At 62.8% G+C, this 25,850-nt stretch carries 29 protein-coding genes and 1 pseudogene; 16 read left to right on the top strand and 14 right to left on the bottom strand.

The window, feature by feature from the left end:
• Positions 1-19: 19 nt before the first annotated feature.
• The 3 genes and pseudogenes from VC352_RS25395 to VC352_RS09455 all read right to left on the bottom strand — a co-directional run.
• Positions 20-808, bottom strand: a pseudogene (locus tag VC352_RS25395) (MCP four helix bundle domain-containing protein); the annotation flags it as partial.
• 259 nt (positions 809-1,067) lie between these two features.
• Positions 1,068-1,322: a glutaredoxin 3 gene (gene grxC / locus VC352_RS09460; protein WP_322979319.1), complete on the bottom strand. Its 255-nt coding sequence runs from the start codon at positions 1,320-1,322 to the stop codon at positions 1,068-1,070.
• 18 nt (positions 1,323-1,340) lie between these two features.
• Positions 1,341-1,859 carry a carboxymuconolactone decarboxylase family protein gene (locus VC352_RS09455; protein WP_322979318.1) on the bottom strand — a complete coding sequence of 173 codons (519 nt, stop codon included), beginning with the start codon at positions 1,857-1,859 and terminating at the stop codon, positions 1,341-1,343.
• 122 nt (positions 1,860-1,981) lie between these two features.
• Here VC352_RS09455 and VC352_RS09450 point away from each other — a divergent pair, with 122 nt between their 5' ends.
• Together VC352_RS09450 and VC352_RS09445 are read left to right on the top strand one after the other, a co-directional pair.
• Positions 1,982-2,809 carry an AraC family transcriptional regulator gene (locus tag VC352_RS09450; RefSeq protein ID WP_322979317.1) on the top strand — a complete coding sequence of 276 codons (828 nt, stop codon included), beginning with the start codon at positions 1,982-1,984 and terminating at the stop codon, positions 2,807-2,809.
• 109 nt (positions 2,810-2,918) lie between these two features.
• Positions 2,919-3,449, top strand: a complete 531-nt coding sequence (locus VC352_RS09445) for a DUF3087 domain-containing protein (RefSeq protein WP_322979316.1) — start codon at positions 2,919-2,921, stop codon at positions 3,447-3,449.
• 29 nt (positions 3,450-3,478) lie between these two features.
• Here the strand turns inward: VC352_RS09445 and gcvA are convergent, their stop codons facing one another.
• Positions 3,479-4,402: a transcriptional regulator GcvA gene (gene gcvA, locus VC352_RS09440; RefSeq protein WP_322979315.1), complete on the bottom strand. Its 924-nt coding sequence runs from the start codon at positions 4,400-4,402 to the stop codon at positions 3,479-3,481.
• Positions 4,403-4,598: 196 nt separating this feature from the next.
• Between gcvA and VC352_RS09435 the strand changes: the two genes are divergently transcribed.
• From VC352_RS09435 to VC352_RS09395, 9 genes are all read left to right on the top strand, one after another.
• Positions 4,599-5,450: a transketolase gene (locus tag VC352_RS09435; protein ID WP_322979314.1), complete on the top strand. Its 852-nt coding sequence runs from the start codon at positions 4,599-4,601 to the stop codon at positions 5,448-5,450.
• The gene (locus VC352_RS09430) at positions 5,447-6,445 is read left to right on the top strand and encodes a transketolase family protein (RefSeq protein WP_322979313.1); all 999 of its coding nucleotides are present in this window, start codon (positions 5,447-5,449) and stop codon (positions 6,443-6,445) included. Before VC352_RS09435 ends, VC352_RS09430 begins: the two co-directional genes overlap by 4 nt.
• Before the next feature lie 65 nt (positions 6,446-6,510).
• On the top strand, positions 6,511-7,275 hold the full coding sequence (locus VC352_RS09425) for an SDR family NAD(P)-dependent oxidoreductase (protein ID WP_322979312.1): 765 nt from the start codon (positions 6,511-6,513) through the stop codon (positions 7,273-7,275).
• Between the two features lie 127 nt (positions 7,276-7,402).
• Positions 7,403-8,377: a TRAP transporter substrate-binding protein gene (locus tag VC352_RS09420; RefSeq protein WP_322979311.1), complete on the top strand. Its 975-nt coding sequence runs from the start codon at positions 7,403-7,405 to the stop codon at positions 8,375-8,377.
• A gap of 2 nt (positions 8,378-8,379) precedes the next feature.
• Positions 8,380-8,940 (top strand): TRAP transporter small permease, encoded by a 561-nt coding sequence (locus tag VC352_RS09415; protein ID WP_322979310.1) that lies wholly within the window; start codon positions 8,380-8,382, stop codon positions 8,938-8,940.
• Positions 8,937-10,196: a TRAP transporter large permease gene (locus tag VC352_RS09410; protein WP_322979309.1), complete on the top strand. Its 1,260-nt coding sequence runs from the start codon at positions 8,937-8,939 to the stop codon at positions 10,194-10,196. Before VC352_RS09415 ends, VC352_RS09410 begins: the two co-directional genes overlap by 4 nt.
• Before the next feature lie 52 nt (positions 10,197-10,248).
• Positions 10,249-11,136: an NAD(P)-dependent oxidoreductase gene (locus VC352_RS09405; protein WP_322979308.1), complete on the top strand. Its 888-nt coding sequence runs from the start codon at positions 10,249-10,251 to the stop codon at positions 11,134-11,136.
• Between the two features lie 28 nt (positions 11,137-11,164).
• Positions 11,165-12,040: an AEC family transporter gene (locus VC352_RS09400; RefSeq protein ID WP_322979307.1), complete on the top strand. Its 876-nt coding sequence runs from the start codon at positions 11,165-11,167 to the stop codon at positions 12,038-12,040.
• A 141-nt stretch (positions 12,041-12,181) separates the two neighbouring features.
• Positions 12,182-13,492 carry a citrate:proton symporter gene (locus tag VC352_RS09395; RefSeq protein ID WP_322979306.1) on the top strand — a complete coding sequence of 437 codons (1,311 nt, stop codon included), beginning with the start codon at positions 12,182-12,184 and terminating at the stop codon, positions 13,490-13,492.
• 207 nt (positions 13,493-13,699) lie between these two features.
• Here the strand turns inward: VC352_RS09395 and VC352_RS09390 are convergent, their stop codons facing one another.
• Positions 13,700-14,437, bottom strand: coding sequence for a GntR family transcriptional regulator (locus tag VC352_RS09390; RefSeq protein WP_322979305.1), 738 nt, complete (start codon positions 14,435-14,437; stop codon positions 13,700-13,702).
• Positions 14,438-14,608: 171 nt separating this feature from the next.
• On the opposite strand from VC352_RS09390, the gene VC352_RS09385 reads away from it, so the two are divergent.
• Together VC352_RS09385 and VC352_RS09380 are read left to right on the top strand one after the other, a co-directional pair.
• Positions 14,609-15,433 (top strand): amidohydrolase family protein, encoded by an 825-nt coding sequence (locus VC352_RS09385; protein ID WP_322979304.1) that lies wholly within the window; start codon positions 14,609-14,611, stop codon positions 15,431-15,433.
• 46 nt (positions 15,434-15,479) lie between these two features.
• Positions 15,480-16,781, top strand: a complete 1,302-nt coding sequence (locus tag VC352_RS09380; RefSeq protein WP_322979303.1) for an SLC13 family permease — start codon at positions 15,480-15,482, stop codon at positions 16,779-16,781.
• Between the two features lie 52 nt (positions 16,782-16,833).
• Here the strand turns inward: VC352_RS09380 and VC352_RS09375 are convergent, their stop codons facing one another.
• The 4 genes from VC352_RS09375 to VC352_RS09360 form a co-directional block, all read right to left on the bottom strand.
• Positions 16,834-17,292, bottom strand: coding sequence for a DUF2846 domain-containing protein (locus VC352_RS09375; RefSeq protein WP_322979302.1), 459 nt, complete (start codon positions 17,290-17,292; stop codon positions 16,834-16,836).
• A gap of 224 nt (positions 17,293-17,516) precedes the next feature.
• Positions 17,517-18,074, bottom strand: a complete 558-nt coding sequence (locus tag VC352_RS09370) for a hypothetical protein (RefSeq protein ID WP_322979301.1) — start codon at positions 18,072-18,074, stop codon at positions 17,517-17,519.
• A 65-nt stretch (positions 18,075-18,139) separates the two neighbouring features.
• Positions 18,140-19,339: an MFS transporter gene (locus VC352_RS09365; RefSeq protein WP_322979300.1), complete on the bottom strand. Its 1,200-nt coding sequence runs from the start codon at positions 19,337-19,339 to the stop codon at positions 18,140-18,142.
• A gap of 90 nt (positions 19,340-19,429) precedes the next feature.
• Positions 19,430-20,131 (bottom strand): glutathione S-transferase N-terminal domain-containing protein, encoded by a 702-nt coding sequence (locus VC352_RS09360; RefSeq protein ID WP_322979299.1) that lies wholly within the window; start codon positions 20,129-20,131, stop codon positions 19,430-19,432.
• Between the two features lie 116 nt (positions 20,132-20,247).
• Between VC352_RS09360 and VC352_RS09355 the strand changes: the two genes are divergently transcribed.
• Positions 20,248-20,685: an HIT family protein gene (locus tag VC352_RS09355; RefSeq protein ID WP_322979298.1), complete on the top strand. Its 438-nt coding sequence runs from the start codon at positions 20,248-20,250 to the stop codon at positions 20,683-20,685.
• Between the two features lie 38 nt (positions 20,686-20,723).
• On the opposite strand, the gene VC352_RS09350 is transcribed toward VC352_RS09355, so the two are convergent.
• On the bottom strand, positions 20,724-20,990 hold the full coding sequence (locus tag VC352_RS09350; RefSeq protein ID WP_322979297.1) for a DUF2790 domain-containing protein: 267 nt from the start codon (positions 20,988-20,990) through the stop codon (positions 20,724-20,726).
• A gap of 191 nt (positions 20,991-21,181) precedes the next feature.
• Between VC352_RS09350 and VC352_RS09345 the strand changes: the two genes are divergently transcribed.
• Both VC352_RS09345 and VC352_RS09340 read left to right on the top strand, forming a co-directional pair.
• Positions 21,182-21,616, top strand: coding sequence for a 3-isopropylmalate dehydratase (locus VC352_RS09345; protein WP_322979296.1), 435 nt, complete (start codon positions 21,182-21,184; stop codon positions 21,614-21,616).
• Between the two features lie 62 nt (positions 21,617-21,678).
• Entirely contained in the window at positions 21,679-22,971 is a 1,293-nt protein-coding gene (locus VC352_RS09340; protein WP_322979295.1) for an NAD(P)/FAD-dependent oxidoreductase, read from the top strand.
• Positions 22,972-22,978: 7 nt separating this feature from the next.
• On the opposite strand, the gene VC352_RS09335 is transcribed toward VC352_RS09340, so the two are convergent.
• Genes VC352_RS09335 through VC352_RS09320 form a run of 4 tightly spaced genes read right to left on the bottom strand, consistent with a single transcriptional unit; the run spans position 22,979 to position 25,779 of the window.
• Positions 22,979-23,383 (bottom strand): hypothetical protein, encoded by a 405-nt coding sequence (locus VC352_RS09335; RefSeq protein WP_322979294.1) that lies wholly within the window; start codon positions 23,381-23,383, stop codon positions 22,979-22,981.
• A 13-nt stretch (positions 23,384-23,396) separates the two neighbouring features.
• Positions 23,397-23,849: a hypothetical protein gene (locus VC352_RS09330; protein WP_322979293.1), complete on the bottom strand. Its 453-nt coding sequence runs from the start codon at positions 23,847-23,849 to the stop codon at positions 23,397-23,399.
• Positions 23,850-23,905: 56 nt separating this feature from the next.
• Entirely contained in the window at positions 23,906-24,382 is a 477-nt protein-coding gene (locus VC352_RS09325; protein WP_322979292.1) for a DUF2247 family protein, read from the bottom strand.
• Between the two features lie 2 nt (positions 24,383-24,384).
• Complete coding sequence (locus tag VC352_RS09320) at positions 24,385-25,779, bottom strand: hypothetical protein (RefSeq protein WP_322979291.1); 1,395 nt, start codon at positions 25,777-25,779, stop codon at positions 24,385-24,387.
• Between the last annotated feature and the right edge of the window lie 71 nt (positions 25,780-25,850).

Genomic DNA, 25,850 nt, shown 5'->3' with positions numbered 1-25,850 from the left:
TGGCGCCGTGCACCTTGTCGATGAACTGGTTGAAGCTGCGGGCGATCTCCGCCAGCTCGTCCTGGCCGGGCAGGTCGATGCGGGTGTCCAGTGCCAGGTTGTCGGCGGCCTGGCCCAGGCTGTTCTGCAGCACGGCGACGCGACGGCGCAGCTGGATGACGATCATCCAGGAAATGATGATCGACACCAGCAGGCCGGTGGCGATGATGGCGATCTGGCGAGTCAGGCCGTCGTCATAGCTCTTGCCGCTGTGTTCGTTCTGTTGCTCGGCCTGTTTGAGCAGGGCATCGAGCAGGTCGTTGGCGCCCTGACGCATCACGCCGTAGGTCTTGGCGTACTGGTCGCGATAGATCTGTTGCGCCTTGGCCATGTCGCCCGCGTCGAAGGCGGCGAGCATCGGATTCAGCTCGTTGCTGACCATGGTCTCGAACTGATCGAGCAGTTGCTGCGCCTGCGCCTTGCGTTCCGGATTGACCTGGGCGGCTACGGCCTGGCGCATGGCCTCGCGCATGCCGGGGATGTCTTCGTTGCGGGCGTCCTGCACGCGGGATTTGACGCCGCGCTCGTCGCGCAGCGGGGTGTCCTGCAGCAGCATCATGTCGATACCCACGCGCATACGCGGGATGCGCGAGGCGGCTTCAGCCATGGCGCGCATCGGCGCGGCGGTATTGAGGTAGAGCACTTCCGTATCCCGGTGCATGCTGGACATGCTGCTCAGGCTGGTCAGCGCTACCAGCAACAGGGCAATGCAGGGGATGGCCACTGCGATGATCAGGCGGGACTTCAGGGACAGGGCATCGAGGCTCATGGAAAGGCTCCGGTTCGAGGGCATAAGCGGCGCGCAGCATGCCGGTTTGGCGCCGCCTTTGCTATATCGGCAGCACCGGCCCAGAGCATGAGGGGCGACTTCGCTTAAATCTGGTGCATGGGCTGGGGCTTGTCGAGTTCGGTGCTCGAGCAGGTGACCCGTGCAGCGGATCTGTCATGAACGCGCAAATGATCCAGGCGCGTGGCGCGATGATCGATAAGCCATGCGCCGCAAGCGAAGGCGTGCGGCGCATTCGGGCTCAGGCTTGCAGCAGCGCATCCAGCTTGCCGCCACGCTCCAGCGCGGCGAGATCATCGAAACCACCGACATGCTGCGCGCCGATGAAGATCTGCGGCACGCTACGGCGGTTGCTGCGCTGTAGCATTTCCGCCAGGCGCTGTGGCGAACTGCCCACGTCGATTTCCTCGTAGGCCACGCCCTTGCGGGACAACAGCGCCTTGGCGTTTACGCAGTAGGGGCAGTGGCCGGTTGTGTAAAGAGTGACGGCTTGCATGGTGCACCTCCTGTCTCGTCAGACGGCTACGGGCGGAAAGTCGACAACGGTTTCAGCCAGGTTGTTGAGGTAATTGGTCAGCGTCATCAAGGCGACGTTGGCTACCACTTCGACGATGGCGGCGTCACTCAGCCCGGCCTCGCGTGCAGCCTGCAACTGCGCATCGCTGATGCGGCCGCTGCTGTCGAGGATCTGCCGGGTCAGACGCGCCACGGCATCGAACTCGCCATCGCGGGCGCTGCGAATGTCCGTCTCGCTCAAACCGGCCTTGCCGGCGAACAGCGTGTGTGCGGCCAGGCAGTATTCGCAGCCGTTGACCTGCGAGCTGGCCAGCGCCACCACTTCGCGCGCCTTGGCATTCAGCGTGCCCTTGCCGAGCGCCTGGGACAGCGCCAGGTAGCCGCTCAGCGCGGCCGGGGCATTGGCCAGGGTAGCGAAGGTGTTAGGGATGAAACCGAGGCCCTTGCGGATGCCTTCCAGTTGCGCCTGGGCGCTGGCAGCGGTTTGTTCGAAGGGCAGTGCGGCGATGCGGGTCATGGTGATTCTCCAGTCTTGGGTGGGGAGCTTGTCGTTCAAGCCTGGAGCCAGATTAGGGAATCCATCTGGCTTTTCGGATTCAGATCGTCGATTTTATGCGACAGATCGTCCAAGAGTGCGAAATGACCATGGATCGCCTGTCCAGCCTGCTGCACCACTTCAACCTGCACGCCAGCACCTTCCACCGCGGTGGTTTTTGCGGCACCAGCAGCCATGGCGAGCATGAGCCGCACGGCTACATTCACCTGCTACGTGCCGGACGCATGCGCTTTCGCGAGGGCAATGGCCGCGAGCTGCGCCTGGAAGAGCCAAGCCTGATGCTGGTGGCCAGACCGCGTCTGCATGAGATGACCGCCAGCGAGGCCGATGGTGCCGAGCTGGTCTGCGCCACCCTGGCTTTCGACGGCGGCATCGACAATCCGCTGTCGCGGTCACTGCCGGGTGCCATCGTCAAACCGCTGCGCGAGTTGCCGAGCCTGAGCGGCTGCCTGGACTGGCTGTTCGCCGAGGCGGCAGGGGAGGATTGCGGGCGTGAGCTGGTGCTCAACCGCCTGTTCGAGCTGATGGTGATCCAACTGCTGCGTCACCTGATGAACAGCCGCGAGCTGGCTTCAGGGATGATGGCGGGTCTGGCCGAGCCTCGCCTGGCGCGAGCGCTCAATCAACTGCACGAGAAGCCGCAGCACGGCTGGTCGGTGGCCGAACTGGCGGCGTTGGCCGGCATGTCACGGGCCAGTTTCGCTGCGCACTTTCACCAGGTGGTGGGCGCTACGCCGGCCGACTATCTGGTGGGCTGGCGTGTCAGCCTGGCGCAGAAACGCCTGCGTGAAGGCCGGCCCATGGCGTTGATCGCCGATGAGGTCGGCTACGAAAGCCCCTCGGCCCTGGCGCGCGCGTTTCGCCGCAAGGTGGGGGCGAGCCCCAGCGAATGGCTGAAGCAGAGTGGTTGAACCTGGCGGAAGGCTTGACCTGCGGCAATCGGGCTGGTGCTCGGGCTCGACCGCCGTGCCGTGATGGTGCATGGTGGCGCCCCCGCTGTCCGTTCCGAGAGTAGCCTCCATGTTCGAGATTCAAGCCATCGATCCGGCCTATTACCGCCAGCAAACCCGTCGCAGCACGGCACTGATCGCGGTCATCTTCCTGGCGCTGGCCATGCTCTGCGCCACGCTGAGCACACAGCTGTTCGGCACGCCCGGTGGCGACAACTTCAAGTGGAATCTGCTGGGTGTGGCGGCGGGCCTCGGGTTGAGCATCGCCCTGGTACGCCAGCAACTCTGGTCGCGGCCGTTCATGGCGCCTGCCGTCTATGGCTGGCGCCTCAAGCGCAGCCTGATGCGCATCACCAACGTCATGCATCACGTCAAGGCGGGTGTGGAGCAGGGCGATGAAAGTGCGATGAAGCTGCTGCGCTTCTATCACCAGGGGGTGACGCAGATGCACCAGCTCGACGGCAACTCCAGCGAGCTGAGCCAGATGGTGGGCGAAATCAATGCCCACCGTGAGGCGATGGAGCAGCGTGGGCTGGACGTGGAGCAGACTTGCCTGGATCCGGATTGGCTGGAGCGGGTGAAGACGTTCAAGACGTCCTGATCGGGGCGAGCTGTCTGACACGCCCGAGTCTATGTGCGTGCCGGACGGTCGACAGGAGAGCGTCCCTCGAGTTCGCCAAACATCCAGTCCTGAAAGCTGCGAATCTTCGGCAGCTCCGCGCGTGAGCGCAGCAGGTTGAAGGTATAACCCTGTACTTTCGGCCCCTCCAACCCGAATGGGGCGACCAGGCGGCCGCTGTCGAGTTCACGCTGTGCCAGCAGCACGCTTTCGAGGCAAACCCCCAGGCCGTCGACGGCGGCGCTGATCGCCATGAACGAACGGTCGAAGCGCGGTCCGCGCGAGATATCCAGTGGCACCTTGCGGTGCTGGCGCATCCAGTCGCGCCAACTGACCAGGCACACCTCGCTGTGGATCAGGGTGTGATGACGTAAATCCTCCGGTGCGCGGATCGCCTGCGCGCCATCGGCCAATGAGGGTGCGCAGAGCGGCACGATGGTTTCCGGCGGAAAGGGCAGCACCATGGTGCCGGCCGGCTGCAGGCGCCGCATGCCATAGCGAATGTCGATGTCCACGCCTTGCGTCAGCAGGTCGGCAGGCGCCGGGTAGGAGGCGTTCAGGCGCACGTCGATATCGGGCTGCAAGGCGCTGAAGCGCGCCAGTCGGGGCATCAGCCACTGGGTCGCGAAACTGGGCGTCGAGTGCACCGTGAGGATGTCGCTCTTCGCCGTGCGGCCCAGCTCGCGTGTCGCCAGTTCGATCCTGCTGAAGGCCGCCGACACCTCCTCGGCATAGACCCGCCCGGCATCGGTCAGCACCACCGCGCGATGCACGCGGTGGAACAGGCGCACGCCGAATTGCTCCTCCAGAAGCTTGATCTGATGGCTCACCGCCGAGGGCGTGACGAACAGTTCTTCGGCGGCGAGGGCGAAGGATGACAGCCGCGCGGCGGCTTCGAATGCCTGAATGGCCTTGAGCGATACCCGGTTCTGCATGGTCTTTTCACGTTAGTTCAATTCATCTATCTGCCTTGATTATTCGTTTGAGCTCAAAAAATCAAGGGCATAGGCTTTCTCTCACTCGCCGGATGCGCCTTTGAGGGTATCCGGCAGGCCTGGAGCTCACCCCTCCAAGAGAGACGAACGAGGCTGCGGCGGCAATCAGCCGCCGGGCCAGATCAAGGAGAACCGCGTGCAGAACAATAATTCACCCGCCCACGCCAGAGTCGCCGAGAGCGCCTATCGCATCCGCCGCTTCGCGCTGCAGATGGGCGAAGTGCAAGGCCAGGGTTATGTCGGCCAGGCGCTGGGCTATGCCGATGTCCTGGCGACCGCCTACTGTCATGCCATGAACCTGCGCCCCGAGGATCCGAACTGGGAAGGGCGCGACCGCTTCCTGCTGTCCCACGGTCATTACGCGATTGCGTTCTACGCCGCGCTCATCGAAGCGAAGATCATTCCCGAGGACGAGCTGGAAACCTACGGCAGTGACGACAGCCGCCTGCCAATGTCGGGTATGGCCACCTACACCCCCGGCATGGAAATGTCTGGCGGCTCGCTCGGTCAGGGCCTGCCGATCGCCGTGGGCATGGCGCTGGGCCTGCGCCTGAAGGGCAATCCGGCCTTCGTTTACAACTCGATGTCCGATGGCGAGCTGGACGAAGGCTCGACCTGGGAAGCAGCCATGAGCGCGGCCCACCATGGCCTGGGCAACCTGATCTGCCTGGTCGACATCAACAACCAGCAGGCCGATGGCCCCTCGACCAAGGTGCTGGGCTTCGAGCCACTGGCCGACAAATGGGCGGCCTTCGGCTGGCATGTGCAGCGCGTCGATGGCAACGATCAGGCGGCCGTGATCGCCGCTTTCGATGCCGCGCGCAACCTGAGCGAAGCCAAGCCGCGCGTGATCCTCTTCGACACCCTGATGGGCAAGGGCGTGCCTTTCCTCGAACAACGCGAGAAGAACCACTTCATTCGCGTCGACGCCTCCGAGTGGCAGCAGGCCCTCGATATCCTCGATCAAACTCAGGGAGCTGCCCGATGAGCACCACTGCCAAGAAACCGCGTCTGACCACCTCGGCGATGATCGCGTCCATCGCCTCCGAGGGGCAGCGCGTCAAGGCTGCGCCCTTCGGCAAAGCCCTGGTCGAGCTGGCGGCCAATCGCCCGGAAATCGTTGGCCTGACCGCCGACCTGGCCAAGTACACCGACCTGCACCTGTTCGCCCAGGCCTACCCGGAACGTTTCTTCCAGATGGGCATGGCCGAGCAGTTGCTGATGGCATCGGCCGGCGGCATGGCCAAGGAAGGCTTCGTGCCGTTCGCCACCACCTATGCGGTGTTCGGCACCCGCCGTGCATTCGACTTCGTGCATCAGGTGATCGCCGAGGAAAACCTCAACGTCAAGCTGTGTTGCGCGCTGCCTGGCCTGACCACCGGCTACGGCCCCAGCCACCAGGCCACCGAGGATATCGCGCTGATGCGTGGCATCCCCGGCATGACCATCATCGACCCGTGCGATGCGCTCGACACCGAGCAGGCCGTGCCGCAGATCGCTGCGCACAATGGCCCGGTGTACATGCGCCTGCTGCGCGGCAACGTGCCGCTGGTGCTCGACGAGTACGACTACAGCTTCGAACTGGGCAAGGCCAAGATGCTGCGCGACGGCCGTGACGTGCTGGTGATCTCCTCCGGCATTCTGACCATGCGTGCGCTCGAGGTGGCCAAGGCGCTGGAGGCCGACAAGGTCGATGTGGGCGTGCTGCACGTGCCGACCATCAAACCGCTGGATGTCACGACCATCCTGCGGGAGGCCGGTCGTTCGGGCCGCCTGGTGGTGGTGGCAGAGAACCACACCTCGATTGGTGGCCTTGGCGAGGCCGTGGCCACCGCGCTGCTGACGGCAGGCGTGACGCCGCAGTTTCGTCAGATCGCATTGCCCGATGCCTTCCTCGACGCGGGTGCGCTACCGACGCTGCACGACCGCTATGGGATTTCCACCGAGGCGATGTCCGCGACCATCAAGGGCTGGCTCGGTTAAGGCGGCCGCGTGTCGCCGCACTCATTCACGCGCCGCTCACAGGCGCACCTGCAAGGAATTTCTGCATGAACAACGCTCTTCTTCTCGACGGCAAGGTCGCCATGATTTCCGGCGCGGCCTCGGCGCGCGGCATTGGCCTGGCCACTGCCCGGCTGTTCGCCAGCCATGGCGCCAAGGTGGTGATCCTCGATCTCGATGAGGCTGCCGCCGCCGAGGCTGCCGCTGCCATCGGCTCCGAACACCGTGGCTATGCCTGCAACGTGGCGGACAAGGACGCCTGCCTCAATGCTGCCGAACGTGCCATCGCCGATTTCGGCCGCATCGACGTGCTGATCAACAACGCCGGTATCACCCAGCCGGTGAAGACCCTGGAGATCGATCCGGCCAGTTGGGATCGCATCCTGGATGTGAACCTGCGTGGCGTGCTCTATCTGTCCCAGGCCGTGATTCCGCACATGAAAGAGCAGGGCGGCGGCTCGATTGCCTGCATGTCGTCGGTATCGGCTCAGCGCGGTGGCGGCATTCTCGGTGGCCCGCATTATTCGGCCGCCAAGGCCGGCGTTCTGGGGCTGGCCAAGGCCATGGCGCGTGAGTTCGGGCCGAGCAACATTCGCGTCAACTGCGTGACGCCCGGCCTGATCCAGACCGATATCAGCTCCGGCAAGCTCAGTGACGAGCAGAAGGCCGAGATTGCCGCCAGCATCCCGCTCAATCGCCTGGGCAATGCCGAAGAGGTGGCCGGTGCCTACCTGTTCCTGGCGTCCAGCCTGTCTGCCTACATCACTGGTGCGGTGATCGATGTCAACGGAGGCATGCTCATTCATGGATGAGCCCGGCATCTCGCCGGGTATTTGCGGGCGGCCTCAATACCGCCCGCATGATTGAACTGACGCTTCGTATGTGCATGCATACCAATAAGAAACGCAAAAATATCAATAAGAAAGCAAGGTGAAGCTCATGAAGAAGATACTCATCGCCGTTGCCGCGACCCTCACCCTCGCGACTGCCTCCACTAGCTGGGCCCAGCAGGTTCTGCGCCTCTCGCATAACGCCGCGCCGGGCAACCCCAAAGCAGTGGCCTCGGAAAAATTTGCCGAACTGGTCGAGCAAAAGACCCAAGGCCGCGTCAAGGTCGAGGTCGGTGGCAGCGCTCAGTTCGGCGACGACGTCGAGTCGCTGACCAACATGCGCCTGGGCACACTGGCCTTCAGCACCAACTCCCAGGGCAGTACCGCCGGCGTGGTGCCGGAATTCAATGTGGTCGGCCTGCCTTTCCTGTTCCGTGACCTCGAGCATGCCTACAAGGTGGTCGACGGCCCGGTTGGCGCCAAACTCAATGAAGCCGCCAATACCAAGGGCCTGGTGGTGCTGGCGTTGTGGGACAACGGCATTCGCCACACCAGCAACAACAAGCGTCCGATCGTGAAACCGGAAGACCTGCAGGGGATCAAGGTGCGCACGCCGCCGGATGCCATGACCCTGGACATCTTCAAGGCCCTGGGCGCCAACCCGGCTCCGCTGGCGTTCTCCGAACTGTACATCGCCCTGCAGCAGGGTGTGTTCGACGGCCAGGAAAATCCTCTGATGAACGTCTATTCGTCCAAGCTCTACGAGGTGCAGAAGTACATCTCGCTGACCGGGCACAAGTACGAGACCACGCCGCTGCTGGCCAGCAAGATGATCTGGGCGACCCTGTCCAAGGAAGACCAGCAGGCGATCAAGGAGGCCGCTGTCGAAGCTGGCCAGCTCAATCGTGAGATGTCCCTCGCCGCCGACAAGGATCTGCGCGTCAAACTCGCCGAGGCAGGGGTGCAGATCAATGAAGTCGATCAAGCGGCGTTCGCTGCCAAGACCCAGTCCGTCTACGACAAGTGGGCGGCGCAGTACCCGGATCTGGTCAAGCTGATCGTCTCCGAAGCGGGCAAGCAATGATGATGGCCGAGACCTCCAGCAATGCGGCGCAGCGTGATGCGACACTGAGCAGAGTGGCGCACTGGGCGGACACGATCATCGTGGCGGCGAGCGTGGTGGTGGTGATCACGGCGCTGACGGCCATGTTCGTATCGCTGATGGCCGAGGTGGTGGTGCGCTACCTCACCAACCAGGGCATGGGCTGGCCGACCGAAATGCCCAACATCCTGTTCCCCTGGCTGGTGATGGGCGGCATCGTGCTCGCTGCCCAGCGCGGCCAGCACATCGCTGTCACCGCCCTGCAGGCGGTGCTCGGTCGCACTGGGAACAAGCTGTTGCTGGTGCTACATAGCCTGCTGATCGCCTTCACCTTCTTCTATCTGGCCTGGGTCGGTCTCGACGTCGTCGAGATCACCGGCAGCGAGGTCTATCCCGTCACCGGACTCTCGGCCAAGTGGGCTTACCTGGCCATGATCGTCGGCTTCATCGGTCTCGGTCTGACTGCGCTGACCACCCTGGCCTGTCTTATTCAGGCTGACGATCCGCTTGCCGTTCGCGCCCATCACATCGAGGAGGACGTATGACCCTCGTCATGATTCTCATCTTCGCCGCTCTGCTGGCGCTGGCGTTGCCGGTCGGTTATGCGCTGCTGATCAGCTCGGGAGTGGCTGCCGTGACCGTCGGCGGCGTGCCCAGCGTGGCGGCGATCGTGAAGATCTTCCAGCCGACGCAGAGCTTTCCCTTGCTGGCGATCCCGTTCTTCATGCTCTCGGGCAGCCTGATGATGGGCGGCACCCTGGGCAAGCGGCTGATTCACTTCGCCACCATGCTCGTGGGCCGCTTTCATGGCGGCCTGGGCCAGGTCACCGTGGTCGGCTCCACGGTGTTCGGCGGCGTCTCCGGTTCGGCAGTGGCGGAGGCCTCGGCATTGGGCTCGATGCTGATTCCCTGGCAGAAGCGCGAAGGCTATCCGGGCGCCTTCGCTGCGGCGGCCACGGCGTCCTCGGCGACCATCGCGGGGCTGATCCCGCCGTCGATCCCGCTGATTCTCTATGCCGCCGTGTCCAACCAGTCGATTGCCTCGCTGTTTCTCGCCGGGGTATTGCCGGGGTTGCTGCTGTGCGCCGGCTTCATGCTGACGTGCTACCTGTCCGGGCGCCTGCGCGGCTTCAAACGGCTGACTGACGAGATCACCCTCAAGGGGGTACTCAAGGCCACCGTTGCGGCTGCCCCGGCGCTGGCGATGCCCGCCTTCATCGTGGTGCTGCTGCGGGCTGGCATCGCCACGCCAACCGAGGTCAGCGTGCTGGCGGTGTTCTACGGCCTGATGGTGAGCTTGCTGGTGTACCGCGATCTGACCTGGCGCCGGCTCTACGACGCACTGGTGCATACCGCGGTGACCACCGGCGTGGTCATGCTGGTGATCGCCGCCTCGAACCTGGTCGGCTACGTGCTGACCGTCGAAGCCATCCCCACTGCCGTCGCCGAGTGGACGGCGCAGACCCTGCATTCGCCGTGGATGGTCATTCTGATGCTGAACCTGATCATGGTGATGGTGGGGATGTTCCTCGACCTGCCGGCCGCGATCCTGCTGCTCGGCCCCACCTTCGTCGCCATCGGCAATGCCATCGGTCTGGATCTGACGCAGCTCGGCATCATGATGGCGATCAATCTCAGCATCGGCCTGTTCACCCCGCCGGTTGGCACCACGCTGTTCATTGCCTCGGCGATTTCCCACGAGAAGGTGGGGGCGGTGGTGCGCGAGTTGTGGCCCTTCTATCTGGTGGCAATCACCGTTCTGGCCCTGGTCTCCTTCGTGCCGGACTTCACCATCTATTGAGTCGACGACGCCCCTGCGCGCGGCGGGGGCGTCATCGCGAAGAGGACATCCCATGCATACGATTGCATTTGCCGGGCTGGGCGCCATGGGCCTGCCGATGGCGAAAAATCTACTTGTCGCCGGCCACCGCGTGCGCGGCTTCGATCTCAACCCCGTGGCGCTGACAGCGCTCGCCAGCGCAGGAGGCGAGGCGTCGAGTGACGCTGTCGCCGCCGCTCAGGGCGCCGACGTCATGATTCTGATGGTGGTCAACGCGGCCCAGGCCGAGCAGGTGCTGTTTGACAGTGGGGCGCTGGCAGCCATGCCGGACGATGGCATCGTCTGCCTGATGGCCACCTGTCCACCGGCTGCGGTCGAGCGCATTGCCACTCGGGTCATGGCCACCGGGCGACGTTTCGTCGATGCGCCGGTTTCCGGCGGTACTGCCGGTGCCAGCGCTGCCTCGCTGACCGTCATGGCGGCCTGCGAGCGCTCGACCTTCGAGGCGGTCAGGCCAGTGTTCGAGGGGCTTGGGCAGCGCATTTTCCATGTCGGAGAGCGTGCCGGTCAGGGCGCCACGGTCAAGACCGTCAACCAGTTGCTGTGCGGTGTGCATATTGCCGTGGTCGCCGAGGCCTTCGCGCTGGCCGCCAAGACCGGCGTCGACCTCGACGTGCTGCTGGAGATCATGAGCGGCTCGGCCGCAGCGAGCTGGATGCTCAAGGATCGTGGCCCGCGCATGTTGCAGGAGGAGCCGGAGGTCAGCAGTGCGGTCGACATCTTCGTCAAGGATCTGGGTATCGTGCTCGAGGCCGGACGTGATGCCCAGGCCGCCTTGCCGATTGCGGCGGTGGCGCACCAGATGTTTCTCGCCACCTCCGGGCGTGGCGAAGGACGGGCCGACGACAGCCAGGTCATCCGCAGTTACTACGCTCTGAACGGCAAACCACAGCAGGGCTGAGAACTGCTTAACGCATAAAGGATCCTCCATGCTCGTGCAGATCGTGAGCATCGTATTCCCCGTGTTCACGGTGATCGCGATCGGCTACCTGTATGGTCGTCGGCACCGCCCGGACATGATCGCCACCAACCAGGTGAACATGGGCATCTTCGTGCCGGCGCTGATCTTTTCCGCGCTGGCGAGCAAGTCGGTGGCGCTGGCCGATGTGCAGATGATCGCGCTCGGTGGTTTGGTCATCGTGCTCGGTTCAGGCCTGATCGGTTGGCCGCTCGCGCGCTGGCTGGGCTATGAGGCGAAGACGCTGCTGCCGCCGATGATGTTCACCAATGCTGGCAACATGGGCTTGCCGCTGCTGCTGTTCGCCTTTGGCGAGCAGGTGCTGCCGGCAGCGGTGGTGCTGTTTCTGGTGGAAAATGTCCTGCACTTCGCCATCGCCACCTGGTGGCTCGGGCGTAATGTGAAACTCTGGGGGCTGCTGCGTGAGCCGGTGATCATCGCCGGCGTCGCCGGCGTGCTGGTCAGCCTCTCGGGTATAGCGCTCTGGCCGCCATTCCTGTCAGCGATCAAGCTCATTGCCGATGTTTCCACGGGGCTGATGCTGTTCTCGCTCGGCGTGCGGCTGAATACGGCACCTTTCGCGCAATGGCGCATCGGCCTGGTGGGCGCGGTGGCGACGCCACTGAGCGGGATGCTGCTCGCTTACCTGTTTTGTCTGGCTTTCGGCCTGTCGTCGCGCGAGACCGACATCCTGCTGATCTTCGGTGCCTTGCCGCCTGCGGTGCTCAACTTCATGTTTGCCGAGCGTTATGCCCAGGAGCCGGAGAAGGTGGCTTCCATCGTCATCCTCGGCAATCTGGTGGCCCTGTTCTCGATTTCCCTAGCCTTGGCGCTGCGACTGGCCTGAAGGTTTTGCAGTTGCTGCGTGTGACATATCCCCTGACATTTGCCATGGCTGATATCCGCCGCTTAAAGGTTTTTGAAAGGTTCGCCTCTTAGCTTCCGGACGCGCTCGTTGCGCCCCACAAGAAAAAGAGGAGAAAGCGGTTTGTTGACCCTGATCGGTCTGTTGACCATCTGCTGCCTGGTTGTGCTGTTGCTCGTCGGGCGCATGTCGCCTGTTCTGCCGTTGATCGTGGTGCCGCTCTTGGGCGCTTTGGCCGCGGGCTTTGGCCCGGAGGCGATTTCCGGTTTCTTCACCGATGGCATTGGCCGGGTGACGGCGATTGCCACCATGTTCGTGTTCGCCATCACCTTTTTCGGCGTTCTGCAGGACACCGGGCTGTTCCGCCCGCTGATCGGCGGCATGGTACGGCTGACGCGCGGCAACGTGATCGCGGTGACCGTGGCGACCGCCATAATTGGCATGCTTGCGCACCTCGACGGTGCCGGCGCCACCACCTTCCTGCTCACCGTTCCCGCGCTGTTGCCGCTGTACAAGCAGCTGCGCATGAGCCCCTATCTGATGCTGCTGTTGCTGGCCCTCGGCGCCGGTATCTTCAACATGCTGCCCTGGGCCGGGCCGCTGGGCCGGGCGTCGGCGGTGACCGGTATCGAGGTCACCGAACTGTGGCGACCGCTGATCACCATTCAAGGCATCGGTGTGGTGCTGCTGATCGCCCTGGCCGCGCTGCTGGGCTGGCGGGAGCAGCGTCGCATCGCTGCGGGCAGGACGGGTGATGAGGGTGTGCTGGTGGAAACCAGCAGCGACCTGCATGAGCTGAGCGCAGAGGAACGTGAGCTGGCGCGTCCGCGCCTGTTGTGGGCCAACGCTGCGCTGTTCCTGGCGGTGCTGGTGTCGTTGTTCTCGGGCGTATTGCCGGCGGGCTACATCTTCATGATCGGCCTGTGCCTGGTGCTGCTGCTCAACTATCCGGGCGGCAAGGTGCAGATGCAGCGTATCTCGGCGCATGCGCCGGCGGCGCTGAGCATGGGCATGATCATCCTGGCTGCGGGTTCGATGCTCGGCATCTTTACCGGCACTGGCATGCTCACTTCCATCGCCAAGGATCTGGCCGGCGTGCTGCCGGCATCGCTGGTGGGGCAGATGCATATCGTGCTCGGCCTGTTCGGCCTGCCGATGGAGCTGATGCTGAGCACCGATGCCTATTACTTCGGCCTGCTGCCAGTGACGCTGGAAGTGGTCAGCGGCCAGGGTGTGGAGCCGGCCAGCGTGGTCTATGCGCTGACCATCGGCAACATCATCGGCACCTTCATCAGCCCGTTCTCGCCTGCGCTGTGGCTGGCGCTGGGCCTGGCCGGGCTGGATCTGGGCCGCCATATCCGCTACTCGCTGTGGTGGATGTGGGGCTTCTCGCTGGTGTTGTTTGGTGCGGCCTGGGGGCTGGGGCTGTTCTAGGCTCTGTAAGAAAAGTGCCTGCGCTCGGTGATGCTTCGTTAAAAACGGGTTCGGAATGCTCATTTACAGCTCGTAAACTCCGCTTCCTCACCCGTTTTTGCCTCGCCTGACCTTCGCTCGACGACTTTTCGTACAAACCCTAGCCACATCTCGCAGCACAGAACGCCCGGGCTTGCCCGGGCGTTTTGCGTCTGGGCGATGCGTTGGCTAGCTGATTTCCACCTGGTAGCGGAAGTTCTCCGCAGCGGCGCGCGACATCCGGTATTCCAGTGGCGTGCGGTCGTAGCCCAGCGCGGTGCGGGCGATCACCACCACCGGGCTGCCGAGGGCCACGCCAAGGGTCGCAGCCAGGGTTTCATCGGCGCTGGCGACAGTCAGGGTTTCCTGCGCCGAGGCGATGCGCTGGCCGCATTGCTGTTCGTAGAAGGGATAGAGCAGCGGCGGGAAGTCACCGGGCGCAATGCTCTGCAGGGCGCTGAAGCGCGAGGCCGGCAACCAGATGCGCTCGTGAAACATCGGTCGTCCTTCGATCAGCCGCAGCCGCTCCAGATACAGGCAGTGCTCGCCGGGCTGCAGTTGCAGGGCTACGCGTGCGGCTTCCTCCGCAGGTTCGAGACGGCTGACCAGAATACGGCTCTGTGGAATCTGCGACTGGCCGCTGGCGCTGACCTGACGAAAGAAGCGAAACAGCGAGCCATCGAAATTGGGCCGGCGCACGAAGGTGCCACGGCCCTGGGCACGCAGCAGAAGGCCTTCCGCGACCAGGGTCTCCACCGCCTTGCGTACGGTGCCGACGGCAACGCCGTACTGGCGCGTCAGCTCCGCTTCGGTGGGAATGGCCTCGCCTGGCAGCCATTCGCCTGCCGCAATTTTCGCCAGCATTTCATCGCGCAGCCGCTGATACAGCGGCAGGCGCTCGTCCTGTCCCAGAGGTGTGGGGCTCATAGCGCATCAATCCCGATTTCGACCGGCCGTCACTTTACCACCGAGCCGTGCGTTGACAGCAGTCGGTGTCTGTCGTTAGATATCATCTATTCATATATATGACTATATGTCCTGGCGAGTCGATCAGCTTTCCAGGCTGGTTCGAACAATAATCGACAGAGGTACCGCTTCGTGACGTCCCTGCCTTATGCCGCTATCACCGGCATCGACACCCATGCGCACATCTTCCGGCAGGACTTGCCGATGGCGCCTGGTCGCCGCTATAGCCCTGACTACGACGCCACGGTGGAGCAGTACCTGGCTCATCTGGACGGTTGCGGCCTATCTCACGGCGTGCTGATCCAGCCGAGCTTTCTCGGCACCGACAACCACTACATGATCGAGGCGCTGCGTCGCTTCCCGCAGCGCCTGCGCGGCGTGGCGGTGGTCGATGCGCAGGTGAGCGACGGCGAACTGGACGAGTTGGCGGCTGCCGGTGTGGTGGGCGTGCGCCTGAACCTGATCGGCAAGGCGCTGGAGGATTACGCCAGCCCCGCCTGGAACAGCCTGTTTCGGCGCCTGGCCCGACGTGGCTGGCAGGTGGAGATCCAGCGTGGCTTCGACGACCTGGCGCTGATCGTGCCGACGATTCTCGAGTCCGGTGTCAGCGTGGTGATCGATCACTTCGGTCTGCCGGCTGCCAGCATGCAGCTGGACGACCCACAGCATGCGGCCTTCTTCGATCTGCTCGGCCAGGCGCCGGTGTGGATCAAGCTGTCCGCCGCCTACCGCAGCCAATCCGACCTGGCTCGCGCCCAAGCCATCGAAGCGCGCCTGCGCGAAGCCTGCGGTGGAGTCGGGCGGTTCGTTTGGGGCAGCGATTGGCCCAATACCCAGTTCGAGTCGCAGACCCGCTACGATCAGCAGTTCGCGCTGCTCGAGGCCCTGCTGCCCAACCCCGAGGAGCGCCGCCGCGTTCTGGTGGACAACCCCGCAACCCTGTTCGGTTTCGCGTAAGCGAGGCCGTCGCTCACATCAGAACAACAAAAGGAGTCAAACCATCATGATGAGCTTGCTCGTCGTCAGCGCGATCGTTCTTGCGGTTGCCTTGGGCTACACCACCAAGATCAACATCGGTCTGTTCGCCATCGCCTTCGCCTACCTGCTGGGCTGTTTCGGCATGGGTCTGAGCCCGGGTGACATCATCGGCATGTGGCCGTTGAAGATCTTCTTCGTGATCTTCTCGGTCTGCCTGTTCTACAGCTTCGCCACCGTCAACGGCACCCTGGAGAAACTCGCCGGCCATCTGCTGTATCGCTGCCGGGGCGTGCCGCATCTGCTGCCCTACGCGATCTTCTTCACTGCCAGTGTGATCGCCGGCATGGGCGCCGGTTACTACACCGTGCTGGCCTTCATGGCGCCGCTGACCTTGCTGCTGTGCCAGCGCACCGGCATGAGCCTGATCCTCGGTGGCATGGCGGTGAACTACGGCGCGCTGGCCGGAGCCAACTTCGTCTCCAGCCAGAGCGGCATCATCTTCCGTGGCCTGATGACCAGCGCCGGCATGCCCGAGAGCGAAGCCTTCGTCAATGCGCTGGCAATCTTCGCCAGTACCGCGATCATCCCGGTACTGGTGATTTCCGCGTTCGTCTTCCTCGGCGGCCATGGTCGCAATCTGAAGAATGCGGTGCTCAACGCCGACCTGCCGGAAGCCTTCAACCGCGAACAGAAGCTCACCCTGCTGCTGACCGTGCTGATGATGCTGCTGGTACTGGCCGCGCCGCTGGCGCTGCTGGCCTTCCCGGACAACGCCACGGTCAGGTTCATCAACGCCAAGGTGGATATCGGGCTGATCGCCAGTGTGTTCTCGGTGATCGCGCTGCTGCTCAAGCTGGGTGACGAGCGTAAGGCCATTGCCTCCGTGCCCTGGGCCACGCTGATCATGATCTGCGGGGTCGGCATGCTGATTACCGTCGCGATCAAGGCCGGCACCATCGATGCCCTGGCGTCCTGGATCAGCGGCAACATCCCGCCCGTGATGATCCCGGTGGCCTTCGGTGTGGTCGCGGCACTGATGTCGATCTTCGCCAGTACCCTGGGTGTGGTGACGCCGGCGCTGTTCCCGATGGTGTTGCCGCTGGCGAGTTCGATGTCGATCGACCCGATGATCATCTTCGTCGCCATCGTGGTGGGTGCTCAAGCCACCTCGATTTCGCCGTTCTCCTCCGGTGGCAGCCTGCTGCTGGGCTCCTGCACGGAAGATAAGGCCCGTGCCTCGCTGTTCTCGCAACTGCTGCTGCGCGCCGCGCCTATCGGCTTCGTCGCCGCCATGCTGTTCAACCTGGCGCTGACTTTCCTCTTCTAATGAAAAAGCCCCGGCATCTTTCGATGTCGGGGCTCAGCCTGGCCGCTCCGGCTTATTTGGAGCAAGTGCCTTTGCGCGCCAGTTCCAGCTTCGCAATGTCTTCTTTGCCTTCCTTCTCGTCGACCAGCTCCAGGTTGGCGCCTCCGACGAATACGCCCATCTTGATGTACTGCTTGATGAAGTAGTTCTTGCCGCTTTCGGTCTTGACCAGCAGATCGTTGGGCGAGAACTCGGATTCGGTGGAGATCTTGTGCTCCATGTCGCCTTTGACCTGCTCGTAGAAGAAGATCTTCGGTGCGGATTCGCCGATGCATTTATCGTCGACCCAGATGTCTTTCTTCAGGGCACTGCCGGCGCCCATGTTGCGGTAGATGTACAGGCCTGCATTGCCCGCTGCGGGGGATGCAAAGCGCTTGGCTTCGGTGGAGGCTTCCTTGTCTTCCATGGGAACCGAGGCGCAGCCGACGAGCAGCGACGAGGCAAAGGCGGCCAGGGCCAGTTTCTTCAGCATGATGACTCCGAGTATCGAGGGGGTGGTGAACAGGCACGGCGCAAAGACTGGTCTGGATTGCCAGCCGTAGCGAGTGATCAGGTCACGGAGGAGACGTTGCATGAAGGTCAGGCGGTTGCCTTTACGCGTCGCTGCGTATGCTCGAATTCCGTTTCACTGATGGCTCATTGCCATGCTGGGGGCGGACAATATCGCGTTGTCTGGTGCCGGGCAAGAGTGCCGCCTCACTTCAAGTGATAACGCGCCAGATCGTCCTGACTCAGCAACTGCAGGCGGCCTTCCGGCACGCGGTAGATAGCCTCGGCCAGGCTGACGTCGACCCCCATTTCGCGAAAGTAGTTGGCCGGGCTGAGCGCGAGGCGGGTGCTGGCTGCCTGAGCCAATGCCGAGTCGCCATTGGCGAAGGGCGGGCGACGCAGCGCCACGGCGCCTTTCACCGTGCGCGTGCTGCCGGCTGCCAGCAGATAGATGCAGCTGCCCTGGCACAGGCCGTTGGACGGCACCAGTGCCTCGAAGCCGGTTTCACGCAGCAGACGGCCCATGCGCATGGCTTCGGGAACACTGCCGCCGATGCTGTCGAGCAGCATGATCTTGCGCGTGAACTTGCCTGGGTGGGCTCGCAGCGCCTTGAGCAGTGCCTCGTAATCGCCCGGCACGATTTCCTCGGACACCTTCGCCGCCAGCAGGCCATCGTGGGCTTCGACCTCCACCTTGGCCAGGACGTCGATGGAGGTGAGCAGGGCAGTAGCGAGCAGGGCGCAGCGCAGCAGTCGGGCGATCATCGATGGGATTCATGACGGTGGTTCGGGAGGCAGAAGATACCTGCACGCGCACCGTCTCGCATCCCTCAAATGTGCCCGTTTTTCTTCTGTACGCTCCAGGCCCAGGCGAACAGCGCCAGGCCGCAGATTGCAGTGGCCGCGCCGATAAAGCCGGTCACCGTCCAGCCCATGCCAGCGCTGATCGCCAGGCCGCCGAGCCAGGGGCCAAGCGCGTTGGCGACGTTGAACGCAGCGTGGTTGGAGGCGGCCGCGAGGGTTTGCGCGCCGGTGGCGACGTCCATCAGATGGGTCTGCAGCGCCGGGCCGAGGGCGATCATGGTGCCGAGGGCGAAGATCGCCGGGAGGATCGTCCACAGGCTGTGCGCGGCGAAGGGGAAGACCAGCAGCACCAGCGTGCTCCAGGCCAGGATCCAGGCCACCGCACGCAGGCGCAGGCGGTCGAACAGCCAGCCGCCGGCGCTGTTACCGACGATGCAGCCGGCGCCGAACACGCCCATGGCCAGCGGGATCCAGCCGGGGCCGACCTGGGTGACGTGCAGCAGGGTCGGCGCCATATAGCTGAACACGCAGAACATCCCGGCAAAACCAATCGAGCCGATGCCCAGGGCCAGCCAGATCGGTGCGCGGTTGAAGGCGCGCAGCTCGCCCGAGGGGCTGCTGCGCTCCTCGTTGGGGTCGGCTGGCAGGAAGATCGCCACCATGGCGATGGTAGTGATGGCGATCACGCCGACCAGGGCGAAGGCGTAGCGCCAACTCATGAACTGGCCGAGCCAGGTCGCCAGCGGGTTGCCGATCAGGATGGCCACGGTCAGGCCGGCCAGTACCCGGCTCACCGCCTTGGCGCGCTTGTGCGGCGGGGCCATCGACGCCGCCACCAGCATGGCGATGCCGAAGTATGCACCGTGCGGCAGGCCGGCGATGAAGCGGAAGATCAGCAGCGGTTCGTAGCTCGGCGCCAGGGCACTGGCGAAATTGCCGAGGGCGAAGCAGCCCATCAGCAGCAGAAGCAGGATGCGCCGTGGCAAGCGGGCACCGAGCAGGGCCAGCACCGGTGCACCGACCACTACGCCGAGGGCGTAGGCACTGATCACGTGGCCGACTTGCGGCTCGCTGACGCCAAGGTCGGCGGCGACGTTGGGCATCAGGCCCATGATGGCGAACTCGCCGGTGCCGATGGCGAAGCCGCCGAGGGCCAGGGCGAGTTGAATAAGCAGGATCGCGCCAGGCGACAGACTTGGCGCGGCGCTGGAAGCGGGATGACTCATGAATAACCTTGGATTGGGGCGAGCGGGGCGCCGGATTATATTCTCCTAGCGCCTCGCTGGGGGATTGGCAGAGGCTCTATCTCGGGGGCTTCAGTCGCGAGCCGGAATGTTCAGGCCGCGCTGCACCGCCGGGCGAGCGAGGAAGGCGTTGAGTACACGGCGCACGTTACCGAAACGCTCGAACTGCACCAATTCGTCCGCCTTGTAGAAGTCCACCAGGCAACGCACCCAGGGCAGCACGGCGATGTCGGCGATGCTGTAGTCGCCCATGATCCAGTCGCGGCCTTGCAGGCGCTGATCGAGCACGCCGAGCAGGCGCGCCGATTCGGCGACGTAGCGGTCACGCGGGCGCTTGTCCTCGTATTCGGCGCCGGCGAACTTGTGGAAGAAACCGAGCTGGCCGAACATCGGCCCGACCCCGCCCATCTGCCACATCAGCCACTGCAGGGTTTCGTAGCGCTGCGCCGGATCTTGGGCGAGCAACTGGCCAGTCTTTTCCGCCAGGTAGACGAGGATGGCGCCGGACTCGAACAGTGCCAGCGGCTGGCCGCCTGGCCCGTTCGGGTCAAGGATGGCGGGAATCTTGTTGTTCGGCGTCAGCGAGAGAAATTCCGGGCTGAACTGCTCGTTGCGCTCGAAGCTGACCAGATGCGGCTCGTAGGCCAGGCCGGTTTCCTCGAGCATGATCGAAACCTTGACCCCATTGGGTGTTGGCAGTGAATAGAGCTGCAGGCGCTCGGGATCGGTTGCCGGCCATTTGTGGGTGATGGGGTAGCGGGTGAGATCGGTCATTGAATTTCCTCGGTGGTCTTTCGGTGAGCGAACGAAACGAGCTGTCGTGCCGGTTTCCATGAAGGGCTGGGCCAGGGTATGTTGCCTGCCTCGAACCACGCAGAGGTAGCGCCTTCATGAGCCTGATCGGCCAATACGATTCCGACAACATCTTCGCCAAGATCATTCGTGGCGAACTGCCCTGCTTCAAGATCTATGAGGACGAAGACGTTCTGGCGTTCCTCGACCTGTTTCCGCAGTCCTACGGTCACAGCTTGGTGATCCCCAAGCGCGCGGCTGCGCGCAATATTCTCGAGATCGATACGGACAACCTGGCCAAGGTCATGGCGACGGTACAGAAGGTCGCCCAGGCGTTGGTCGACGAGCTGCAACCAGCGGGTGTGCAGGTGGCGCAGTTCAACGGCGCGCCGGCCGGGCAGACGGTGTTCCACATCCACATGCACGTGATTCCGCGTTTCGAAGGTGAGGGGCTCGGCATTCACGCCGCCAACAAGGCCGATCCGGCGGAGCTGGAGAAGCTTCAGGCGCGCCTGAGCAAGCGACTTCAAGGTTGAACGTAGCGGGCGCCCTCAGGGCGCCCGCTGCATTCGGCTCAGCCGTTCTGGCTGGCCTTGCCGCCCCATTCGAGGAAACGCACTTTGTGCAGCTCACCCTGGCTGTCGCGGTACACCATGATGCTCGGTACCACGCCACTCTTGCCGGAGTTGTCGGTGCGTTCGAGCACGCTGGCGACATCCAGCTGCATGCCGTAGTGGTAGTTCTCCACGGGGATGCCGTGGCCGACCTTGCCGGTGTCATCGGCGAAGGCCATGGGTGCCAGGCTGGAAATGACGGCGGAAACCAGGGTTGCGATTTTCATCTGTGTTGCTCCAATCGGTTGAGCCGCGGTTGAGGTGGTGCGGCGGGGGACAGGAGTGATGAAACCACCGCCTGGCGCCTGGCAGAAATCGAAGCGCCTGCTAGTTGGCATCATTGCTATCGATGGCGCTTGCTCAACGCATTACTCGCGCTAATACTCAGGGCACACCCGATATGCCCACGGAGGGCTGCATGCGTTCGTTCCTTCTCGCTGTACCGCTGTTGTTGCTGGCGGGTTGTTCCTCGTTTCGCGCCGATCCCGAGCACGTGCGTCCGGTGCCGGAGGATCGCTTGCTGGCCTTCCAGACTGCCGAGACAGGGGGCGCGCACATCGTGGTCACCCGAGATTTCGGCTTGATGGGCGGTGGCTGCTATGTGGCTATCGAGGTGGATCGCAAGGTCGCTGCACGTATTGGCGTGGGCGAGGAGGCACGCTTCGAGGTGCCACCCGGGACGCGCATCGTCGGTATCACCCCGGATCGCATGGATGACACCCTGTGTGGCATGGGGCGCCTGCTGCGCGAGGTCGCCGTGCCGATCAAGGCCGGGGAGACCCAGCAACTGCGCATCGTCAGCCAGAACAAGGGTGGCTTCGATATCCTGCTGGATGAATCCGGCAAGCGTTGACACCTACTGCATGCTGCCCCGCGCCTCGCATAGAATCCCCGGCATCGAAAAGGAGTAGGACGATGCAGGGATTACCGATAGCAATCGTGGGCGCAGGGACTGCAGGGCTGGCCAGCGCCATTTTACTCTCCCGCCAGGGCTACAACGTTCGTGTGCTGGAACGCGTCGAGCAGTTGCAGCCCGTCGGCGCCGGGATTCTTCTGCAGCCATCCGGCCTGGCAGTGCTGCAGCGTCTTGGCCTGCTGGCCGAATGCACGGCCTTGGGGGCACCGGTCAGCCGTCTGTACGGCACCAGTTGCCAGGGCCGCGTCATCCTCGACACCCGTTATCACCATTGGCAGCCAGGCAGCTTTGGTCTGGGCATTCACCGTGGCGTACTCATGACTGCCCTGTTGCAGGCGGCGCAACGAGCTGGGGTGCGGGTAGAAACCGGCGTGACGGTGAAGCGCTTCGAACAGGGCGCCACGCATATCCGCCTGTGGCGCGAAGACCCGAGCGGCGATGAACAGCCTGTCGGGGATTTCGCCGCGCTGATTCTGGCCGACGGCACACGTTCGACCCTGCGCGCGCAGATGCAGGTCAGGCAATGGGCGCGGCCTTATCCCTGGGGTGCGCTGTGGAGCATGTTGCCGACCCCGCCTGGCGCTGAGTCTCGCGATTTGCGCCAGTGGTATCGCGGCTGCCGTGAAATGTTCGGCCTGATGCCCACCGGCAGCACCCACCAGGCCCGTGATACTGCCCTGACCAGCCTGTTCTGGAGTCTGCCGCTGAGTGAGCATGACGCTTGCCGCGAAGCGGGACTCGAGGCCTGGAAGGCGCGCGTAAGAGCGCTCGCCGGTGAGGCTGCCGAGCCTTATCTGCAGCAACTGCACGACCCGGCGCAACTGACTCTGGCCGCCTATGCCGATGTACGCATGCAGCGTTGGCACGAGGGCCGCGTCCTGGCCATCGGCGACTGCGCCCACGCCATGAGTCCGCAGCTGGGGCAGGGCGCCAATATGGCGCTGGTCGATGCGGCAGCGCTGGCCGATGCCCTCGGCGATGCCGCCGAGCCGCAGTCTCTCGATTGGGATGCGCGCTTCGCTCATTACGGCGATATGCGCCGTGATCACCTGCGTTACTACCGTCAGGCCAGCCGCTTGCTGACGCCATTGTTCCAGTCCAACAGCAACCTATTGGCGGTCATGCGCGATATTGCTCTGCTGCTCGCCCGGCACAACCGTTTCGGCCGCCAACACGCGGTCAGCACCTTGGTCGGTGCGCGTAACGGTTGGCTATGGTCGGGAGCGCAGAGGCGCGAGCTCCATGTGTGGACCGGGGAGCGGGTGGCGTGGGAAGAGGTGTCGCGGGTCTAGTGCACCGTTAGCTGTTGAGCGGAACGCTCGGTGCGTCTGGGCGCAGAGCGAGTCCATCATCCAGCTCGGCCACAGCAACGGCATAAAGCTGGCGTTCTTCCGTCACCAGGCACCAGTCATAACCATCGGGTAGACTCATATTCTGGGGCTCAAGAATAATCTTCGTGGAGAATCTGGCAGCAAGGCTCTGGGCAAGACCAATGTCATCGATGGCCACCCCTTGGGCTGCCCAGCTAAGCATTGCGCTCTGTTGGAAGTCGACGTCGTAATCGAGATGCTGAAGGAAAACGGCAGCCGTTTCATTGGGATATTCCAGAGACTCTACCCCCGCCAACAGCTCCTCGTTGAACAGAGCGAGAAGATCCGCTTCTGGGATTCGTTTCTCGATGAAAAAGATGATCGATCCATTCATCGCACTTCCGCTTCTACAAGGGTTGTCTGGCAATGGTGACGAAGACCTCATCGCTATCGGCGTCGTAAATGTAGCGGGCTTCTCCATATGAGCTGCCATATTCCGTGAGTAGCTTATTGTTCCAGGATTGCGACATTATCCGAGCCAGGGCGATAGCCTGCTCTGTCGTCAAGTCATCAAACAGACCTGTGATTTCCAGCAGGTTCATCCAATATTGGGCATGGTCCGCATCCTCTGTACTTTCTAAGAGCGCGTGATGACGGTTCTCATCATACAGCTCACGGATGAATACCCGCCCGTCCACCACCGTCATGTCGGGTGAAAAGAGTTGTGCGTAATGAACGAGAAAATCGAAGTGTAGTGGTGTGGTAGCGTATACCGCGTGCACGTAATCGATGCCAGAAATAGCTGGATCTTTATTGTCTTTTTTGAAATCAATAAAGCTGAACGGCTGGTCACTACTCACGTGTTTTGTTCTTACCTTGGGTTGTCTTGATAATTTTCGGCTTTCGGGAGGAAGAATCAATGGCTCCCTTTAGCGAAGCGCTGCTCCAGACTGCTAACGACACCCTGCAATGCTTCAAGAGGGTCAATATTGTCTTGCGCATAAATACTGCACGAAGCCATGTCGTTTGGATAACCGAACTCTGCATAGAGTTCTTGCAAGCGTTCAAGCTTGTCTTGCACAGGTAGCGATGAGTGCTGTAGTGCTGCAAGGCTTGCTAAGCGCCATTTTTCAAGAGTATCCGTCTGCTTCATTGCGATGTCGGCACCCTCTTTCTTGCAGAGGGTTACCAATAGAACGTTTACCTCATCGTCAGTCAGCGATTCGCTGCCAGCCAACAAGGATATATCCGTATCTTCTTGGCCTTCGGATAGAAGCTTGAATGCATAATCGGATATTTCGCTCTTGGTTACCCAGCCCTTATCCAAGCCAATTATCAATGCTGGCCAGTCAAGCAGGTCGCGCTTAATGAGTTCGGAAAATAGATTGTTCATAACTAGCTATTAGGTCTTGGAGGTTGGTTGGGAAAACCTGTTATTTTCCCTCCGGGAATGAAGCGTCTATGAGTAACGCGATCTTGATCAACTATCCATTCGAATATGCCATCTTTGCCATTCAGGCTGCCTTCAATTTGGTAAAGCCTAGAAGTTCTGATAGTGATGCCGCCAGGGCCTTTGGTTGGTATCTCAAATGTTTGGGCGTCGCCAGCATAGTTATCGATTAAATCGTTGAAGCTATGCATGGGATCCGTTTTTTTAGCACTTCCCGTTCGTTGCTTACCCAGTATGTCGTTCTCTATCACAATGGGCTTTCGTGAAGCTACAGCAGGTGGAGTCAAGGTCGAGATAGGGGCGTCCTTCGGTCGTTCCACCTCTACCGTCCGTGCCCCAGTCCCGCTCCCTTTCGCTCTGCCACCACGCCTGATTCTTGCGCGCTTCAGCGCTGCGCTCAGGCGCTTCAGTGCGTTCCCCAGGCGGGCCAGCTTGCTGGTGTAGCTTACCGACGCAGCACCGCGTGCGGCCAGGCCGATACCGCCAGTGAAGGCGATCAGCAGGGCTGCAAGTACGATTTCGAACAGGGCACCACCGCTGAACTCGGCGATTTCCTCGGCGTTCTGTGCCTTGGCGTAGTCGACGGCGAAGTGGCCGAGCATGGCCTTGCTGGGGCCGTCTTCGTAGATGAAGCAGGCCAGCTCGTAGGCTTCGGCCAATTGTTCACGGGTGATGCTGCTAGGGTCGAAACCCAGCGCTTCGACCAGTTCGCGGTGTTGCTCGGCGTTGAACTGGCGGCTGAAGGTGAGCAGCCAGCTTTCCCCATTGCTGACTTGAGCCTTCCAGGCACTCCGCAGGGTATTGCTGAACACGGTGAACGGGTTGACCAGATCGCTGTATTCCTTGGCCGTCTTCAGTAGCCCCCAGGCGCCGAGAAAGAAGCCCTTGCCCATGGCCAGCTGGCGATGCAGGTAGTTGGAGGCGGCGCTGCGTTGATCCTGAATGGCTTGCAGCCTCGCTGCTTCAGCGCGTTCTGCCGCAAGGATTTCATCCAACACGCCCTGGAGTTCAGTGCGAGCACTGGACACATCGGCGTCGACATTCGTGTCGAGGAGCAATTGCGCCTCGTAGTCACCACTGGGGATGGTCTGGGTCAGGCTGCCGCGGGTATCCAGGTTGCCGCGCAAGGCATTGCCGATGGCAGGCATAAGGCTGTAGGGCAGGTTGGCACCGAGACATTCACCGTTGTCCCAGACGAAACGCAGCCCGACCAGGCAATTGGATCTTTGCACGCTCACACCTTCGAGCGGGCGCGGGGCCTGGCGGTGGAACTCGCCGTTGTAGGGTTCGGGCTTGGGAGCCGGGCGTTCGTTGCGGTTATTGGGAACGTAGCCGCTCATTTTGTTGCATCCCTGCTGCAGCCGGCGAATGCCAGCATGGTTCTCCGATAGCGTCCGATGCTAACCAATGA

Origin of the sequence: Pseudomonas sp. C11 (assembly GCF_034683865.1) — a bacterium.
Taxonomy (GTDB): Bacteria; Pseudomonadota; Gammaproteobacteria; order Pseudomonadales; family Pseudomonadaceae; genus Aquipseudomonas.
Note: the sequence above shows the minus strand (reverse complement) of the source record. Positions and strands in the feature narration are given on the sequence as shown.

Bases quoted from the DNA above. Each gene is read 5' to 3' on its own strand.
- grxC (WP_322979319.1), bottom strand. From the start codon at position 1,322: ATGCAAGCCGTCACTCTTTACACAACCGGCCACTGCCCCTACTGCGTA.
- VC352_RS09455 (WP_322979318.1), bottom strand. From the start codon at position 1,859: ATGACCCGCATCGCCGCACTGCCCTTCGAACAAACCGCTGCCAGCGCC.
- VC352_RS09450 (WP_322979317.1), top strand. From the start codon at position 1,982: ATGACCATGGATCGCCTGTCCAGCCTGCTGCACCACTTCAACCTGCAC.
- VC352_RS09445 (WP_322979316.1), top strand. From the start codon at position 2,919: ATGTTCGAGATTCAAGCCATCGATCCGGCCTATTACCGCCAGCAAACC.
- gcvA (WP_322979315.1), bottom strand. From the start codon at position 4,402: ATGCAGAACCGGGTATCGCTCAAGGCCATTCAGGCATTCGAAGCCGCC.
- VC352_RS09430 (WP_322979313.1), top strand. From the start codon at position 5,447: ATGAGCACCACTGCCAAGAAACCGCGTCTGACCACCTCGGCGATGATC.
- VC352_RS09425 (WP_322979312.1), top strand. From the start codon at position 6,511: ATGAACAACGCTCTTCTTCTCGACGGCAAGGTCGCCATGATTTCCGGC.
- VC352_RS09420 (WP_322979311.1), top strand. From the start codon at position 7,403: ATGAAGAAGATACTCATCGCCGTTGCCGCGACCCTCACCCTCGCGACT.
- VC352_RS09415 (WP_322979310.1), top strand. From the start codon at position 8,380: ATGGCCGAGACCTCCAGCAATGCGGCGCAGCGTGATGCGACACTGAGC.
- VC352_RS09410 (WP_322979309.1), top strand. From the start codon at position 8,937: ATGACCCTCGTCATGATTCTCATCTTCGCCGCTCTGCTGGCGCTGGCG.
- VC352_RS09405 (WP_322979308.1), top strand. From the start codon at position 10,249: ATGCATACGATTGCATTTGCCGGGCTGGGCGCCATGGGCCTGCCGATG.
- VC352_RS09400 (WP_322979307.1), top strand. From the start codon at position 11,165: ATGCTCGTGCAGATCGTGAGCATCGTATTCCCCGTGTTCACGGTGATC.
- VC352_RS09390 (WP_322979305.1), bottom strand. From the start codon at position 14,437: ATGAGCCCCACACCTCTGGGACAGGACGAGCGCCTGCCGCTGTATCAG.
- VC352_RS09380 (WP_322979303.1), top strand. From the start codon at position 15,480: ATGATGAGCTTGCTCGTCGTCAGCGCGATCGTTCTTGCGGTTGCCTTG.
- VC352_RS09375 (WP_322979302.1), bottom strand. From the start codon at position 17,292: ATGCTGAAGAAACTGGCCCTGGCCGCCTTTGCCTCGTCGCTGCTCGTC.
- VC352_RS09370 (WP_322979301.1), bottom strand. From the start codon at position 18,074: ATGATCGCCCGACTGCTGCGCTGCGCCCTGCTCGCTACTGCCCTGCTC.
- VC352_RS09365 (WP_322979300.1), bottom strand. From the start codon at position 19,339: ATGAGTCATCCCGCTTCCAGCGCCGCGCCAAGTCTGTCGCCTGGCGCG.
- VC352_RS09360 (WP_322979299.1), bottom strand. From the start codon at position 20,131: ATGACCGATCTCACCCGCTACCCCATCACCCACAAATGGCCGGCAACC.
- VC352_RS09355 (WP_322979298.1), top strand. From the start codon at position 20,248: ATGAGCCTGATCGGCCAATACGATTCCGACAACATCTTCGCCAAGATC.
- VC352_RS09350 (WP_322979297.1), bottom strand. From the start codon at position 20,990: ATGAAAATCGCAACCCTGGTTTCCGCCGTCATTTCCAGCCTGGCACCC.
- VC352_RS09345 (WP_322979296.1), top strand. From the start codon at position 21,182: ATGCGTTCGTTCCTTCTCGCTGTACCGCTGTTGTTGCTGGCGGGTTGT.
- VC352_RS09340 (WP_322979295.1), top strand. From the start codon at position 21,679: ATGCAGGGATTACCGATAGCAATCGTGGGCGCAGGGACTGCAGGGCTG.
- VC352_RS09335 (WP_322979294.1), bottom strand. From the start codon at position 23,383: ATGAATGGATCGATCATCTTTTTCATCGAGAAACGAATCCCAGAAGCG.
- VC352_RS09325 (WP_322979292.1), bottom strand. From the start codon at position 24,382: ATGAACAATCTATTTTCCGAACTCATTAAGCGCGACCTGCTTGACTGG.
- VC352_RS09320 (WP_322979291.1), bottom strand. From the start codon at position 25,779: ATGAGCGGCTACGTTCCCAATAACCGCAACGAACGCCCGGCTCCCAAG.